At 33.3% G+C, this 15,826-nt stretch carries 11 protein-coding genes; 8 read left to right on the top strand and 3 right to left on the bottom strand.

Translation table 11 applies throughout. The features are described from left to right. Window positions 1-2 precede the first annotated feature (2 nt). On the bottom strand, window positions 3-1,853 hold the full coding sequence (locus ACFFVB_RS14040) for a peptidase MATCAP family protein (RefSeq protein ID WP_382383678.1): 1,851 nt from the start codon (window positions 1,851-1,853) through the stop codon (window positions 3-5). 338 nt (window positions 1,854-2,191) lie between these two features. Between ACFFVB_RS14040 and ACFFVB_RS14035 the strand changes: the two genes are divergently transcribed. The 6 genes from ACFFVB_RS14035 (at window position 2,192) to ACFFVB_RS14010 (ending at window position 10,743) form a co-directional block, all read left to right on the top strand. Beyond that, window positions 2,192-2,626: a hypothetical protein gene (locus ACFFVB_RS14035; RefSeq protein WP_382383676.1), complete on the top strand. Its 435-nt coding sequence runs from the start codon at window positions 2,192-2,194 to the stop codon at window positions 2,624-2,626. 835 nt (window positions 2,627-3,461) lie between these two features. Further along, window positions 3,462-4,526 carry a hypothetical protein gene (locus ACFFVB_RS14030; RefSeq protein WP_382383675.1) on the top strand — a complete coding sequence of 355 codons (1,065 nt, stop codon included), beginning with the start codon at window positions 3,462-3,464 and terminating at the stop codon, window positions 4,524-4,526. Window positions 4,527-4,575: 49 nt separating this feature from the next. Further along, the gene (locus ACFFVB_RS14025) at window positions 4,576-5,883 is read left to right on the top strand and encodes a sensor histidine kinase (protein WP_382383674.1); all 1,308 of its coding nucleotides are present in this window, start codon (window positions 4,576-4,578) and stop codon (window positions 5,881-5,883) included. Window positions 5,884-5,893: 10 nt separating this feature from the next. Further along, on the top strand, window positions 5,894-6,640 hold the full coding sequence (locus ACFFVB_RS14020) for a LytR/AlgR family response regulator transcription factor (RefSeq protein ID WP_382383672.1): 747 nt from the start codon (window positions 5,894-5,896) through the stop codon (window positions 6,638-6,640). Window positions 6,641-6,795: 155 nt separating this feature from the next. After that, on the top strand, window positions 6,796-9,558 hold the full coding sequence (locus tag ACFFVB_RS14015) for an outer membrane beta-barrel protein (protein ID WP_382383671.1): 2,763 nt from the start codon (window positions 6,796-6,798) through the stop codon (window positions 9,556-9,558). Window positions 9,559-9,747: 189 nt separating this feature from the next. After that, on the top strand, window positions 9,748-10,743 hold the full coding sequence (locus ACFFVB_RS14010) for a redoxin domain-containing protein (protein WP_382383669.1): 996 nt from the start codon (window positions 9,748-9,750) through the stop codon (window positions 10,741-10,743). Window positions 10,744-10,773: 30 nt separating this feature from the next. On the opposite strand, the gene ACFFVB_RS14005 is transcribed toward ACFFVB_RS14010, so the two are convergent. Next, a complete protein-coding gene (locus ACFFVB_RS14005; protein ID WP_382383667.1) occupies window positions 10,774-12,150 on the bottom strand; it encodes a DUF8696 domain-containing protein in 1,377 nt (458 codons plus the stop codon). 305 nt (window positions 12,151-12,455) lie between these two features. Here ACFFVB_RS14005 and ACFFVB_RS14000 point away from each other — a divergent pair, with 305 nt between their 5' ends. Continuing rightward, window positions 12,456-13,652: a glucuronyl hydrolase gene (locus ACFFVB_RS14000; protein WP_382383666.1), complete on the top strand. Its 1,197-nt coding sequence runs from the start codon at window positions 12,456-12,458 to the stop codon at window positions 13,650-13,652. A 103-nt stretch (window positions 13,653-13,755) separates the two neighbouring features. On the opposite strand, the gene ACFFVB_RS13995 is transcribed toward ACFFVB_RS14000, so the two are convergent. Further along, on the bottom strand, window positions 13,756-14,838 hold the full coding sequence (locus ACFFVB_RS13995) for a substrate-binding domain-containing protein (protein WP_382383665.1): 1,083 nt from the start codon (window positions 14,836-14,838) through the stop codon (window positions 13,756-13,758). 147 nt (window positions 14,839-14,985) lie between these two features. Here ACFFVB_RS13995 and ACFFVB_RS13990 point away from each other — a divergent pair, with 147 nt between their 5' ends. Next, on the top strand, window positions 14,986-15,813 hold the full coding sequence (locus tag ACFFVB_RS13990) for an SDR family oxidoreductase (RefSeq protein ID WP_382383664.1): 828 nt from the start codon (window positions 14,986-14,988) through the stop codon (window positions 15,811-15,813). Window positions 15,814-15,826: the final 13 nt, after the last annotated feature.

The raw sequence follows: 15,826 nt of genomic DNA, 5'->3' as shown, positions 1-15,826 counted from the left end.
AATTATATCATTTTAGAGATGGGCAAGCCCTTCTTGAGTTTATCTATTTTAAGGTTGAAATCTTCATTGTTTAAATATCTAGGGGTTATTTTAGGAGGTAAAACGAGACCACGATCTCTAAGATCCTGAATTAAATCGATGTGATGTAATGCAAATTTTCCGCTTAACAGAGGCACTAATTCGCCACCTTCCTTTAGGAAATTACGAAGACGTACTAAGCCTTCTAGATAAATAATATCTTTAAGAAAGCCACCGCCTTGAAACATTCTTGAGGTAATATTAAAGGCACGCTCTTTTGTAAAATCGTATTGAGAATACAGTTTGAAAAACATTTCGTGAAATTCGGCTCCATTTATTAAAGCCGCACCAGCCACTACACGCCCAGCTAAAATCCGTAATCGATTTCCAGACAATCCGCCGGATAAATATTCACTTAACACAGCTATTCCTTCCTGCAAGGCATCGTAATTAGCAAGGCCGGAAGCCATTTGTGTTAACGGTTGTTGCGTTCCGTTATAGTAGGTTAGGGCATGGGTTCCGATTTCGTGCTGAATAAGTGCTTTAGCATCGTTTTTACTCATGGTATAATCTGAAGGCAAATACAATTCACCCTTAGATACCATCATGATATTTACATCGTCTCGAATATGAATTTTAGAGTTAAAGTGAGAGTCTTGCTCTTTAAAATAATCAAACTCTAGTTTTGCTAAATCTCCAAATTCGGACGTATCAATTACCGCACGTTGACTTTCCTCATGATTTTCGGGTATGTTCTGAAGGATTAATTCGGCTTCTGCAATTAATGCTTTATCCAATCCGTTATACAGGCGAATACTGCTGTAAAAAAAGTTTTTTGCGCCACGTTCTTTAAGCATGGTTAATTCTTGATCTATTTCTGCCCGTTTTTCATCGAATAAAAATGAAATTGCAGGATCGTCTATTTCATCGATGCGTAAGTCATATAATTTTCGTTTTAAAATATCTGGATCTACAGGAAGTAGTCGATAATGATACCGGTCTAATTTTTTAAAATGAGAATCGAAAAACTGTTGACGTAGCACTTGGATATTAACTGGTGCCACCAATAATAAAAATTGGTAACTATTTTCTATCTCGGTAAGCTGTTTATCTATTTTAAACACCTCTTCATGAATAGAACGTTTCCCTAGCGCATGATAATTGGTAAGAGTAGAAGTGGTTTGTACTCTGACAAATTCGAATACAGCACGTTGTATGGCTTTAATAAATTGTTCTTGAAAATCTCTAAAGTATAACGGATACACGTGCCCTTGTTCGTCACGAAATACAGGAGGCACTTCTAGACCTATAAGTGTGGCTCCGCGTTGTTTAATATGAGAAATCTCGAGTAACGGCTTTTCGCTTACAATTTGACGCGTTTTTGTTTGCTCGACACATACATCTAAATTTACATTATACTGTCTGGATTTAATTTTAAGTAATTCATCTTTTAAAACCTGTAATGATACGGGTAATTTATGCGATGGTCCTCTTACTTTAAACGTTTGGCTTCCCGCTGCTCCTGAAAATATTTCCAATAAGATAAACGAGCCAAAATTATCCGACATTAATTTAGTCAGATCTTCTATAAAAGTTTTGTAGTACTGAAAAGATTCTGTGCCCACAACAAGGTAAGATGCTCCAGCTCGTATTAATCTATCGGTACCAGAATCGTTTTCTTTTTTCCGATAGATAAGTAATGAGGGTACATCGTGTTCCAAAAACAGAAAGCCACCGTAGGGTAATCTCGTGACGGTTTTTGCACCACATTCTAATTTTGGAATGAGTTGTTTTACTGTTGGCATGCTATCTGGAGACACCTCTGTGTTGGCCATAATATTCTGTGCTTATAATTGATTCTACATTTCAAAATTTTACTCATAAAGTTCTTAACCTATCTCACTGTAATACGTATAATTTAACTGCGTGTTACTCTTTATATACATATAATGATTACGCTTAAATGAGCTCGACTAAATTACAGTCTATCCATATCTCACTTTAGCCTAAAGCAAACATTTATTAACTCTAAAGATTTGAATTTCACAGATTTTTTAAATGTTAAAAAACTATAAAACAATTGATTACGATAATTAAATTTGCATTTGAAATCGTGATTTATGCTGATTAACTTTAAATTCAGTGATTGGAATTAAACTAAAAATCAGGGGTTATGACTATATTAAAATTCATGTTAATTAATACCGTAGCTGTCGCGCTTATGACTGGATTTTCGTACGTGGTCTCGCTCGCTTTTAGAACTAATTTTAGCGAACCTAAACGCTTAAAACAATTGGTGAATCGTGCACGTATAGTAAGAAAATCTAATTTTGGTATTTGGATTGGATGGTGTTTGCACTTTGTTATTGGCTTGGTGTTTTTGTCAGGGTATTTTCTGTTTAGAAACATTTTTCCTGTCGGTCCTGAATTGTTATATGCTTTAATCTTTGGTTTTTCAGCAGGATTGGTTGGAGCAGTAGGGTGGAAACTTATGTTTGTTTTACACAACAATCCGCCACAATTTCCTAAATTCCCATTTTATGTTCAGCTTATTGCGGCGCATATTGTATTTAGTGTAGCGGTAGCTGGGATGTTGTATTTGTTTTAAGCAAAATAGTCCAAAGTTAAGCGCTATCATAGAATGTTATTTGACTCCTAAATAAAATTCATGCAATTTAGTCTCGTAGGAAATCATCTGACGTATTTAAACCATATTGATTATATAATGTAGCATGAAACTAAAAGGTTCATGATAATAACGATATATGAAAAGGGGCCTGTAAATCTGTTAGGAAGAACATAATACGACCATCATTAAAAAAGAATATTAGCAGTAAAAATCGGAATTTACTCTTTTCGGCCCCGATAGCAGAAGAGCAATCTTAATATAAAAGTATTCACTTTACCTGTTAGTGTCATTTCAAAAAAGGAAATAGAAATAAATGGTTTAGACCTAAGTCATTTAAAATTGTTTAACAGCAATTGGAGTAAAGATATAGTTGGAAAAATAATAAATGAGTTACATGGTTTTATAATCTAGTATTTTTTACAAATGGTATAAAATAATACTTTTATCTTATATAAAGTAAAGTTGCTTATTTAGGCCTTTTAAAAGGAGAAAAAGCAGCTACTTTGGTTATTGTTAGAAATTATAGCGTGTTTTAGTTCATATAAAATAGGAATAACTAACCAAGTGGTAACGAAATATTTTCAATGCACTAATAAGTGCTTATTCATGCCTCTTATCGAAAATCAAAAGTCTATTCGGTTTACTTTCTATCCATACCTGTTTTAGAGTAACAAGCCGTAATCCATTTTTATTAATAATTGCTTTAAAGATATTCTATAGTATTAAGGCCAATTTCTCATTTGTAAGCGCCAAATTCTAAATAAGGCAGAATTTATGACGTAAAGGTGCTAAATTTGTATTAGATCAATTTGTTATGAAAAATCCCCTTTTTATTCTAGTACTGCTGTTGTTTTTTCAAAACAGTGCGGCTCAAAAAGTTATTTATTTTCCCGTGCACGACGGGATCAGTTTTCCTGCAACTTTAACAAAAATTGAATTAACAGATTCTGAAACCATACTATATTTCAAGATGCAAGCTGGTACCGCTTTTATTATTCCAGATAACACACATATTATAGATGCTTTAAACCAAAGTCAAAAATTATTCGTGACTAAGGCGGTAGGCTTAAATATTACAGATAATAATTTTGTAAATAACAGCACAGGCATGTTATATAAATTATATTTTCCGCCAGTATCTCATGAGGTTACCCACATTAATTATGGAGAAAGAGGATCTGGAGAATCTAACTGGGCCATTAAAAATATCGACATTTCTAATAGCGATAACTATATTTTTAAAAACTATGCTGCTCGTCCTAATACCGATGAGCAAATAATAGGCTATCCTAAAACAATGGAAAATTTTAGTGATATTAAAATACCCGAGCGTCAAGAGATAGGCCTTTCCGATTTACCGAAGTCCGTTTTTGGGAATTGGCAAGATAAATACGACACCTTAATCACCTGTATAACACCTGAGTTTATCTTATTTAATTTTAAAATTTATAGGTATCAAAAACTATATAAAACAGGAGGAAATACGTTTCTTATTGTTACTTCCGGAGGAGACTTTGAAATTTTAAGTCAGACTTCAGATGTATTAACACTAAAGCATAAAAAGATATTAAATTTAAAACGAGACGATAGAACGCTTAAGGTGCCTGAAGACTTAAAAGGGAATTGGCTTCATTATGCTGGGGTGAAAAAAATAAAGATTACCGATACTTATTTTTACAACGATGATACCGGTATTCCGAATGTAAATGAGATTGAAAACAACAAAATTATTTCTATAGGAAGTTCTTCTGAAGGTGAACTTTGGTTCCTTTTGAATAATGGGGAAAACTATAATGCTTTTCAGGCTAAGAAAATAGGACAGAACTATGTTATTACGCCTGCTGGTTTCCCAAATGCAATTTATAGAAAAGTAGAATAATAAATATAAAATTAAGAGCCTTGAAAAGTCACATATTTTTAACATGTTTATGGATTTTAGCACCTGTAATACTTATAGGTTGTTGCCATCGCAGTTGCCAGATGCTCTCTACGGAACCTGGACAGGTAATCAGTCTCAGAATAGCTTGATTATAACTTCAGATTATCTTGTCCTGCACAATGAATTATTTTATTATGAAGATATCATCCAACAACCAAATGAAATACATATTAGTTGTTGGTATCAAGACAATAAAAAAGACATTGTTATTTCTGGTCTTACTAATGGTAATCTATTTCTAGATGAAGGCACTAAAATTTTAACCTTAACGAAATCGTATACTGAAAATTTAAATCGCATACCCCAATCACTTACAGATGTTTGGTATGATAAAACGAGTAGAATTACACTTAAAGCAGAAGAAGTACAGTTTGCTGAAGCTATTTATCCTGTAGATTATGTGGCAACCTCAGACAACCTAAACTACATTATAGTCATTTATAGAAAAGGAAATTATGTAGTGTTATACAATACGATTGCAGATACAGATCAGTATTTAAATGTCGGTTTTTTGGAACCACTAGTATTTAAAAAAGCCACGTTTTTTCAGAAAAACAAGAATGGTTTAATCATCTTAGGTGTACTGCTTTTAATGTTGCTTAGTTACTTTTTAATTAAGTGGCAAATTGCCGTGGCTCGAAAGAAAGAATATTCAAAACGTTTATTTACAGAAATGCAGTTGAAGAGTTTTCGGTCGCAAATGAATCCGCACTTTTTATTTAATGCGCTTAGCGCCATTCAATATTTAATCAATCAAGGCGATAATGTAAAAGCAAATCATTATTTAACCGAGTTTTCTCAATTAATGCGTTTGACGCTTGATAAAACAGAAAGCGGACTAGTATCCTTATCCGATGAAATTGAATCGATAAGAAAATACTTAGAGATCGAAAAATTACGACTCGAATTTGAGTATCAGATTTCTATTGACGATACTATAAATCAAGATGAATTGGAAATTCCTGCGATGTTAGTACAACCGTTTGTAGAAAATGCAATTATTCATGGTTTAAAAGAAATAGATGTTAACAGAATACTTAGGGTCGCGTTTCATACAGATACTCAAAACCTTATTTGTATCGTAACAGATAATGGTATTGGTGTTAATGCTTCGAAAATTCAAAACCAAACCGAATTAGATCGAAATAAGTACGGATTAAAATTGGCCGAAGATCGCATCCGACTTATTAATGAAACGTATAAAACTAATGCTAAAATTAGTATTAAAGATCGCTCTGAAGAAGTGGAAGGTGAAACAGGAACAGAGGTGAAAATAATAATGCCATTACGGTACTAATACAATCTAGATGAAACTTAAAAGTATAATTATAGATGACGAGTTGCATAACCAAAAAAACCTAAAACTGTTATTGGAAATGCATTGTCCCGAGGTTTTAGTTTTAGCTATGGCATCTTCGGCCGACGAAGGACTTTCGCTTATTACCGAGCATCAGCCAGACTTGGTATTTCTCGATATAGAAATGCCTAGAAAAAATGGTTTCAGTATGCTGGAAGATCTTCAGGAGGTAGACTTCGAAGTCATTTTTGTAACTGCCTATAATAAATATGTTCTAAAAGCGATACGTTCCTGTGCTCTAGATTATTTAATGAAACCGGTGGTGATTTCCGAATTGCAACAGGCGGTTCAAAATGTTTTAAAAGTAGTAGAACATAAAAAAGAAAACCATAAACTGAAAACCTTAGTTGAAAATTTAAAAAACAATCAAGGTCCTAAAAAAATAGCTTTATCAACCGCCGATGAATTATTTTTTGTTGCAGTAGATGACATTATTAGATGTAAAGGCGAGAATAATTATACCATGTTTTTTCTTACCGACAAACGGTCTATTTTAGTGTCTCGTACTTTGAAAGAATGGGACGAATTATTATCGGCTTATGGGTTTATTAGAACGCATCAATCGCATTTGGTAAATAAAAAACACGTAAAATCTTACGTTAAAAGAGACGGCGGATATATTTTAATGGAAGATGGCAGTACGGTTAGTGTTTCTAAATACAAAAAGGAGGAAACCCTTCGCGAATTGGCTTCGTGATAAATACGGACTATTCAGATGTGAATTCTAATAGTATGCATCCGAATACTAATTGAATCCTGCCAAGAACTCATTTACAACTAATAATTCCGTTGATGTGGAGTATTTTAGATTGGTATTATAATCCATAATAACAATTAACGAATTACTATCGCATGAAAAAAATACTACTTCTATTAATCTTCTGTTTTGTAAGTGTAACTTATGCGCAACAGCAAGCCTTCGAAATCTCCGGAATATTAACTTCCGAAGCCGATAACATGCCGCTAGAAGCTGCTACCGTGTACTTGCAGCGCGAAAAAGATAGCTCTTTAATAACGTATACCATTTCGAACAATAAAGGGGCCTTTACCTTAGAAAATAAAACAAGTGATAAGCAGGTCGATTTGTATATTTCCTTTATTGGCTATAAAACTTATAAGACAAAAATTAAGTTAGATAAGCCTGAAATAGCTCTAGGAACCATTAAACTTTACGAAAACACAGCAACACTGGAGGAAGTTTTAATAAAATCTCAAGCGCCTGTAACCATAAAACAGGATACCTTAGAGTTTAATGTGAAGTCTTTTAAAACTAAAAAAGATGCAAATATAGAAGACTTACTAAAGGAATTACCTGGTGTAGAAGTCGATCCCGATGGTAAGATAAAAATTAATGGGAAATCGGTTAATCAAGTTTTAGTAAACGGGAAACCCTTTTTTGGCGACGATCCTACAATTGCAACGCGTAATTTAAGTAAAGAGATTATTGAAAAAATTCAGGTTTCGGATACCAAAACAGACGATGAAGCCTTTACAGGAGAAGCGGGAGATAGCGAAAATAAAACCGTAAACTTAGTTATTAAAAAGGAAAATAACAAAGGTGTTTTTGGGCGTTTAGCAGCCGGAGGAGGTACAGATGAGCGTTACCAACTAGCTGGGATGTACAATAAATTTAACGACGATTTGCGAATAAGTGCTTTAGTGGGAACTAATAATATTAACGAACCTGGTTTTAGTTATGGAGAAATAAATAAAATGTTTGGAGGTAGAGCGTCGTACGATAATAGTAGTCAGATTTTTAATTATGGAGTCGATGGCATTATAACATCTAGAAATTATGGATTTAATTATGTCGATGATTGGGGAGAAGTAGCAGAAGCTTCAGCCAGTTATTTTGGTTCTAATACAGATAATGAAAATGAAACGTTTTCGGAACGTGAGAATATTTTACCGGATAGCAGGTTTTTTACAAGTAAGTATTCAAAATCGGTACAAAATGCCGATCAACATGGTATCGATTCTAATATTAAATTTAAAATAGATTCGACTTTATTAATAACCTTTAAGCCACAAGTAAGAAAAATAAAGCGCACCAATGGGTATCAAGAGAATCAAAACTCGTATAGCGAATTTGGTGAACTTATTAATAATTCTTCTAGCCAGTCGTTCACTGAAAGTAATGAGTCCGAATTTCAGAACAATACAAATATTACTAAGCTATTAGGGAAAAAAGGGTCGTTTTTAAAGCTAGATGTGTTTTATAGAACCATTCAAACCGATGATGAAAATAAGTTAGAGAATGAGGTGAATATACTAGGAGATTCGCCTGAAACTACCGAGCTTAATCAGTTGCGAGAAACCGATAATTCAAACAAAACCTTTATTGCTGCTGTGGCTTACCGATTACCGTTAATGGATAAAGCATTATTTTTAGATTTGGGGTACGGTTACCGAGATAATACCTTATTAAACACAAGGATGTCTTTCGATTTTAACGAGGATACCCTAGATTATAAGCCTACCACAAATACGGCGTTTAATTCAGATTATGAGTATTCTAATATTACCAGTACGCCAACTGCAGCCTTGAAGTATAAAAAGGAAAAATGGAACACGTCTTTAAAAACAGATTTTATATTTAGAACACTCGAAAATAAAGATGCTTTACGTCCAGAATTCGATTTAAAACGTAAATTTAATGCAATAGCATTAAATTATAACTTAAGGTATAACGGTCCTAAAACTCGATTAGACTTGCGTTACGATTTGAGAAACGAAGCGCCATCACTTAAACAATTACAAACTTTTGTAGACGTTACAGATCCCTTAGATATTGTAGTTGGTAACCCCGATTTAAGTCCGACAGATAGTCATAATTTCAATATCTACTTTAATAAAAATAATTTTCAAAAAGGAATTGGTTTTAATTTATATACCTACACAAGTATTATAAACGATGCGGTAATTTCTAAAACAAGTATTAATGAAAATTTAGAAAAGGTAACTACGTACGAAAATGTAGATGGAAATTATAGGTTTTACATAGACGCAGGTTTTAATAAGAAGGTTAAAATAGATAGTTTAATAACGCTTAATTTAAATGTAGGTGTAGGGAATTCAATAAACAGATACATAAACTTTACTAATGATGTGCAATATGCATCGTTAAGAAAATCTATAAGGCCAAATTTAGGTTTAAGATTTTTATGGAAAGAGGTTGCGGAATTGAGCGCCTATTATAATATACTTTTTACCCATAATACCTTTGATACAAATGTATTTAATACACAAGAATACACAGAACATCGATTGTATCTTAATTCTAGGAATTATATCGGTAAAAAATTAGAATGGAGCAATGTTATAAATTACAATTATAATCCCAATATAGCAGATGGTTTCGAAAAAAGTGCCTGGTTTTGGAATTCTACCTTATCTTATTCTGTCTTAAAAGATCAGGGATCTGTAACGCTAAAAGCTTACGATTTGTTGAATCAAAATAATAATTCTAGACGTCTAATTAACGAAAATTATGTAGAGGATAGTCAGAGTACTGTATTGCAACAATATTTTATGATAGGCTTTAGTTGGAAGTTTAATACCCTTGGAAAAGCAGGAGAGTCTAGGGGCGGGAATAACATAATTATTGGACGATAATTAAATTATAGAGCGCGATAGCGAATTGCTTATTTTTAATTGAATCAATAATAAAAATGTTAGGCTGAGCGCAATCGAAGCTAAGTTTTAAAAGGACGCTTTTACTTTTAGAAAATGCTGATGAATCTAGAGCAGGAAATAATATAATGATTAGATAATAGTGTCGTAGAATCCTTAAGAACGGAACCCATGAAAGTCATTACATTTTTTATCTTAATAATGTTTACATCTTGTAATCAAGAACCAAAGCCTGAATTCTCATTAAAAGGAACGACTAATGCCCTGAAAAACGGAACCGTTTTGTACCTAATAGATGCTGCTACAGAAAACGTAATAGATTCTGTGAACGTTCAGGATAATCAATTTTATTTCAATTCTCGATTAACTAATTTCCCATTTCTAGGTGTTTTAAAAAGCCCGGATAAAGCTCTGTTTAATGATTTTTGGATAGAAAATAAATCCATGATATTTAATGCTTCAGACGTGAATTTTGGAGATGCAGAAATTCTTGGCTCCGATTCTGAAACAACATATACGAAGCTATATAAAGCAGTGGACACGCTTACAAGAGAGGAAGGTAAAAACATACTTACGGATTTTGTAAAAAGTAATTCTGATCATATTTTAGGCGCATACGTGCTATCAGAATGGTATATCTCTTGGGAAAAAGAACATACCGAAGCATTATATAATCCGTTTTCAGACAACATTAAAAACTCCATCTACGGTGAAGAAATCCGTAAATATATTGCCTCTTATCAAAATCCGAAAATTGGCGAACACTATGTGGATTTTGAAAGTACCGATCGGTATGGTCAAAAGAAAAAACTTTCAGAACTTAAAGGAAAATTAATCCTTTTAGAATTTTGGGCAAGTTGGTGTGGACCGTGTAGAACCGATAATAAAAATCTGGTTAACTATTACGATGAATTTAATGCCTTGGGATTCGAGATTTTTCAGGTGTCTCTAGATCAGGATAAAGCACATTGGTTAGAAGCCATAGAAGAAGACAATCTTCATTATACCAATGTAAGTGATTTGAAATCATGGAAAAACGAAGGCGCAATGATTTATGGCATAAACGTACTTCCTAGTAATTATTTAATCGACCAACATGGTACTTTAATTAGCCGAGATTTAAGGGGAGAAGCATTAGAACAGAAAATTAAAGAAATACTAGAGTAAGCCTTAAACGTGTATTTAAAGTTAGAAAGATTATTCATTTTTAACCTTAACAGTTTTTGTTGTATATCGCCTTTTTATGGAATTGTAGCCGTGAACAGATTTATAATATATGGTCTCGTCCACAATAGTAATACCGTTTACGTTGCCTTGTTTCGTGATTTCTTCTCCTGTTTGTACAAACTTACCAACGGCGCTAACATACCATATTTTCTTGGTAATAATTTTAAGTCCGTTTTTTACAATAATTATGGTTTTGTAAGTATTAACAGGGCGTCCAGTGCTTGGTGATTTTTTTATGGTTATTTGTTTTTGTGCTGCTAGAGGTTTTGCGATAGTTAAGGCTATGAGTTTGGGGTCTTGTTCTTTTTTTACTTTGGATTGCGGTTTTCTGTTGATTTTAAGTTTTTTAATTGGCGTTTTAGAAGCTACAATTTTGACTTCAAAATATTCAGAATTCGAGTGGCATAGTGAGTTTAGTAGGTTATTTGCTGTTTCTGCAACTTTTACTCTATAATAACTTGTTTTATGTATAGGTGCGGTGTTATAAGTTTGGTTTGTTTCATCCTGAATATCTATCCAATTAATCGTATCTGTACTGTATTGCCATTGATATGCATGTGATGAAAATACCGAATAATCTGGTTTCGCAGAGAGCTTTGTTGTGTAAGGTAAATCAGTGTTAGGTAATGCAATACTTTGTTGTTTAGATGGGTTTTCTATAATTACAAGATCTCCGCAAGGTTTAAATACAATGTCGTCTAAAGCTAAGTCGTTTCCGCAGCCACCAACACCATTATTTCTAATTTTTAATATGACTGAGGTTTGCCCTGGTCTTGTTTTAAATAGTAGTGCATATTGCTCCCAATTGGGTTTAGAAGATCCGTAAATATTTCCTGTATTTCCACTTTTAATTTTGATCTTATTATTACTATCCCAAATTTCGAAACTTACATTTATGGGTTTTGGTCCCGCCCCATAACCACAATCTGAATAGCTAGCGGGCAACAAATTAATTAGCCAAGACGAAAATTCATAGTTCGTATTTTCACAAAGTCCAGAAACAGATATTTTAAAAAACTCTCCCGGCGATCTTCCCGCATTTACAATTAACATTCTGCCATCCGTATCGTTTGGTGTATGATCTGCAATATTAAACCAATTAAACCAACCGTAAATTGATGAAGAAATAGTGTAATCTCCATTTTGAGGTTGTCCGTAAATATGATTGTAATTACTGCTACTGCCAACAGGGAAATTACCAAAATTGCTACCTGTTCCAAAAGTTTCATTAAAAATAGGGTCTCCAGAGTTTCCTGTGCAAAATCCTAATTGCGCATGAGCGTTTTTAAGGCAACTAAGGCAAAGTAAAAGGATGATCTTATTTAAAAGGCATAATGTAAATTTCATAATTATAATTAGCTCATATTAAAGACTAAATTACAACCATACCTGGTTTTTTATCTCGATGAAAGAGTATTTGGAACAGCTAAATTAGGAGTTGTTCGTTTTCAATTAGAATTTGGATGTACTAAATTGAAGTGCTTTCATAAAATGACTCCATGCATATTTATATCCCAATAAAAAGTGCTATAATTTCTAGTTAGAAAATTATTTTAATATCTTGATTTTTGTAATTCGTCTAAACCTTATTTATATTAGTTAAATAATCAAAGATATAACCTCATAATCCAGGTTACTAAATTCAATAGTTTATGAATAAATTATGTTGTTTCTTTTTAGTCTTAACGCTTGCTTTCCTAAACACGGGGTGCAAGTCTGATGCTAAAAGCAGTGAAGAAAAAGTTGAGGTTAGATTTAATTCGGCTTTAGAGAATAGGTTTCAAAAACTAGTAGATTATCCCGTAGTGGCCGATAATTTTCCTAAAGGCATGTCGCTTAATCCAGAAGAGGTTCGTACCGAGCCCTCAAGAGATTGGACCAGTGGTTTTTTTGCAGGTAACTTGTGGTTAATCCATAAGCTTACCGGAGATAGTACTTATAAAACGAAGGCTGAAGCTTGGACGGTTTTAGTGGAGGACCAAAAGGAGAATGACAGAACTCACGATATGGGGTTTAAAATATATTGCAGTTTTGGAGAAGGTTTAAAACAAGATCCCAATAATCAATATTACAAAGATGTTATTGTAGAAAGTGCTAAGACATTAATTACGCGCTATAATGATTCCGTGAAATCTATTCGTTCTTGGGATTTTAAAAAAGATGTTTGGGATTTTCCAGTTATTATCGACAACATGATGAATTTAGAATTGTTATTTGAAGCGACGAAAATTTCGGGCGATAGTATATATCATAACATTGCGGTACAACATGCTAATACAACCTTAAAACATCAATTTAGAGCAGATCACAGTGTGTTTCATGTTGTTAATTACGATACGATTTCTGGTGTTGTGAAAACGAAAGACACGCATCAGGGTTTTAATCGAAACTCTACTTGGGCACGTGGACAGGCATGGGCTATTTATGGCTATACTATGAGTTATAGATACACTAAAGATCCGAAATATTTAGCGCAGGTAGAAGCAACTACAAAGTTTTATATGGAACATGAAAACCTTCCCAAAGATGGTGTGCCGTATTGGGATTTTAACGATCCAGAGATTCCAAATGCGGCACGAGATGCTTCTGCAGCAGCTATAGTTACATCGGCTTTGTTCGAATTATATACCTATACGCATAACAAGACGTATCTGGATTTTGCAACGATTGTTTTAGATACATTAAATTCTGAAGCCTATCTTTTAAAAGAGACAGTGAACGGACCATTTATTTTAGATCATAGCACAGGAAATTGGCCTAAAAATGATGAAATAGATGAACCTATTGTGTATGCAGATTATTACTTTTTAGAAGCTTTAACGAGAAAACGAAATCTAGATTTAAAATAGAACGTAACTCGTGATTTTTAATAAAATGTTAGAAAATAATAAAATGACTTACGATGTGAAAATCGTTTGTTGTCTGATTATTTTTTTGAAGTAAATTTAAAAATTAAGACTCAGAAATCGCATTCTCAAACATCAACTGATTCATGTCGTTATACACTACATTTTCTTTAATCAGAATATCTATAGGCAGATAAACTTTATCATTTGGTACTTTCGATTTTAGTAAATAATCGGACATTACTCGGATGGATTCGTAGCCTTGTTCAAAGGGCTTCTGAGATATTAAAAAGGACATATCATCATTCTTAAGACAGTCTACATTTTGCGGTGTATTATCGAAACCAATAATTTTAAATCCCTTATAATCAGTTTGATTTAAGCAGTCTACTATAACAGAAGTTCTACTAGAAGGAATAAAGATGCCTGTAATTAATTCATGTGAATCTAAACACGTTTTAATATTTTGTTGGGTTTTTGAGATATCGTTTAAATTTTCAATCTTCAAATTTACAGGTGTAGTATCCGGAGTATGGTCTTTAAAAAAATCGTTAAAACCATGTATACGTTTAGAAATCGCATTATTGTCGCCAGAGTTTTCTCGCGATTGAATAATTAATATTTTAGAATCTTTTTCCATTCCCAAATGCATCAACTTTCCTGCAATATATCCAGAGGTATAAGAATCCTGACCGATGTAAGTTAGGTTGTTAAAACCTTCAATATCGATATTTAGAAATAGATATGGTATATCAACAGCTTCTAATTGTTTCGCTATTTTTTGTGTTTCGTTTAGAAACGTGGGAGCGAAAATTACTGCTGTGGGTTGGGTTTTTAAAAGTGCTTCAAAAGATTCAAGATAGGAGGTGGGGGCGTATTGGTTAAACTTGAAATAATTTACCTGTATTCCAATGTTCTTAACTTCATCACTCGCTTTTAAAACACCCAAATAAGGGGATTTCCAAAAGGAATCTGTTTCATTATATTCCGGAATTAAAACCGCAATATTGTGTTTGTTTTTCATTGCTAAAGCACTCGCAACAGGATTAATACTGTAATTTCTGCGTTCTAAAATCTTACGTATTTTGGCTTCCGTTTTAGATGAAACACCACCTCGGTTGTGTAAAACACGGTCTACTGTGCCTTCAGAAACATTAGCTTCTTTTGCAATATCCTTTATTCTAATCATGCCTTTTTGTTGGTGTTCATTAATTTGAAAATACAAATTAAAGCATTTTATTATAAATAATTGGTGTTTTTCGTGGGCGCACACTAAAAATTATTTATATTTGCGTGTGCGAACACGAAAATTAATTTAAATAAATAAAATCCATATATGAGTAAAGTAGTCGTTTTAACAGGAGCCGGAGGTGTTTTATGTAGTACACTCGCAAAAGCATTGGCAGAACAAGGGCATAAAATTGCTGTATTAGATTTAAAAATAGAAGCAGCAGAACAAGTTGCTAAAGAGATTGAAGCAGCGGGAGGAACAGCGATGGGTGTTGTTGCGAATGTTTTAGAAAAAGCATCTTTGGAAGACGCTAAATCTAAAATTAATGCGGCTTACGGAAGTGTCGATATTTTAGTAAATGGAGCCGGAGGAAACCATCCGCTTGGTACAACTTCTAATCCGTTTTTAGAGGAAGAAGATTTAAAAAATACAACAGAAGGATTTAAAACATTTTTCGATCTAGATACTAAAGGCATTGAGTTTGTTTTTAACTTGAACTTTATTGGAACATTATTACCAACCCAAGTCTTTGCAAAAGATATGATTGGTAAAAAGGGGTGTAGTGTTTTAAATATTTCTTCAATGAATGCCTTTACACCATTAACAAAAATACCTGCGTATAGTGGCGCCAAAGCAGCGGTTTCAAACTTCACACAATGGCTTTCAGTTCATTTTTCTAAAGTTGGAATCCGTGTAAATGCACTTGCTCCAGGATTTTTCCTAACCGATCAAAATAGAACCTTATTAACAAATACCGATGGTAGTTTAACGCAACGCGGACAACAAATTATAGACCAAACGCCAATGGGACGTTATGGTGTGCCAGAAGATTTAATTAGTACAACATTATATTTATGCGATGATGCGTCTTCGTTTGTAACAGGTGTTGTTATTCCAATCGATGGTGGATTTAGTGCATATAGTGGTGTTTAAAAATTAATATTTA

The sequence above is a fragment of the Formosa undariae genome (assembly GCF_042427615.1).
GTDB classification, from domain to species: domain Bacteria; phylum Bacteroidota; class Bacteroidia; order Flavobacteriales; family Flavobacteriaceae; genus Formosa; species Formosa undariae.
The sequence above is the reverse complement of the archived record's forward strand: the minus strand, read 5'-3'. Positions and strand labels throughout refer to the sequence as shown.

Excerpts from the sequence above, each read along its gene's own strand:
- ACFFVB_RS14040 (WP_382383678.1), bottom strand. The coding sequence starts at position 1,853 with ATGGCCAACACAGAGGTGTCTCCAGATAGCATGCCAACAGTAAAACAA.
- ACFFVB_RS14035 (WP_382383676.1), top strand. The coding sequence starts at position 2,192 with ATGACTATATTAAAATTCATGTTAATTAATACCGTAGCTGTCGCGCTT.
- ACFFVB_RS14030 (WP_382383675.1), top strand. The coding sequence starts at position 3,462 with ATGAAAAATCCCCTTTTTATTCTAGTACTGCTGTTGTTTTTTCAAAAC.
- ACFFVB_RS14025 (WP_382383674.1), top strand. The coding sequence starts at position 4,576 with ATGGATTTTAGCACCTGTAATACTTATAGGTTGTTGCCATCGCAGTTG.
- ACFFVB_RS14020 (WP_382383672.1), top strand. The coding sequence starts at position 5,894 with ATGAAACTTAAAAGTATAATTATAGATGACGAGTTGCATAACCAAAAA.
- ACFFVB_RS14015 (WP_382383671.1), top strand. The coding sequence starts at position 6,796 with ATGAAAAAAATACTACTTCTATTAATCTTCTGTTTTGTAAGTGTAACT.
- ACFFVB_RS14010 (WP_382383669.1), top strand. The coding sequence starts at position 9,748 with ATGAAAGTCATTACATTTTTTATCTTAATAATGTTTACATCTTGTAAT.
- ACFFVB_RS14005 (WP_382383667.1), bottom strand. The coding sequence starts at position 12,150 with ATGAAATTTACATTATGCCTTTTAAATAAGATCATCCTTTTACTTTGC.
- ACFFVB_RS14000 (WP_382383666.1), top strand. The coding sequence starts at position 12,456 with ATGAATAAATTATGTTGTTTCTTTTTAGTCTTAACGCTTGCTTTCCTA.
- ACFFVB_RS13995 (WP_382383665.1), bottom strand. The coding sequence starts at position 14,838 with ATGATTAGAATAAAGGATATTGCAAAAGAAGCTAATGTTTCTGAAGGC.
- ACFFVB_RS13990 (WP_382383664.1), top strand. The coding sequence starts at position 14,986 with ATGAGTAAAGTAGTCGTTTTAACAGGAGCCGGAGGTGTTTTATGTAGT.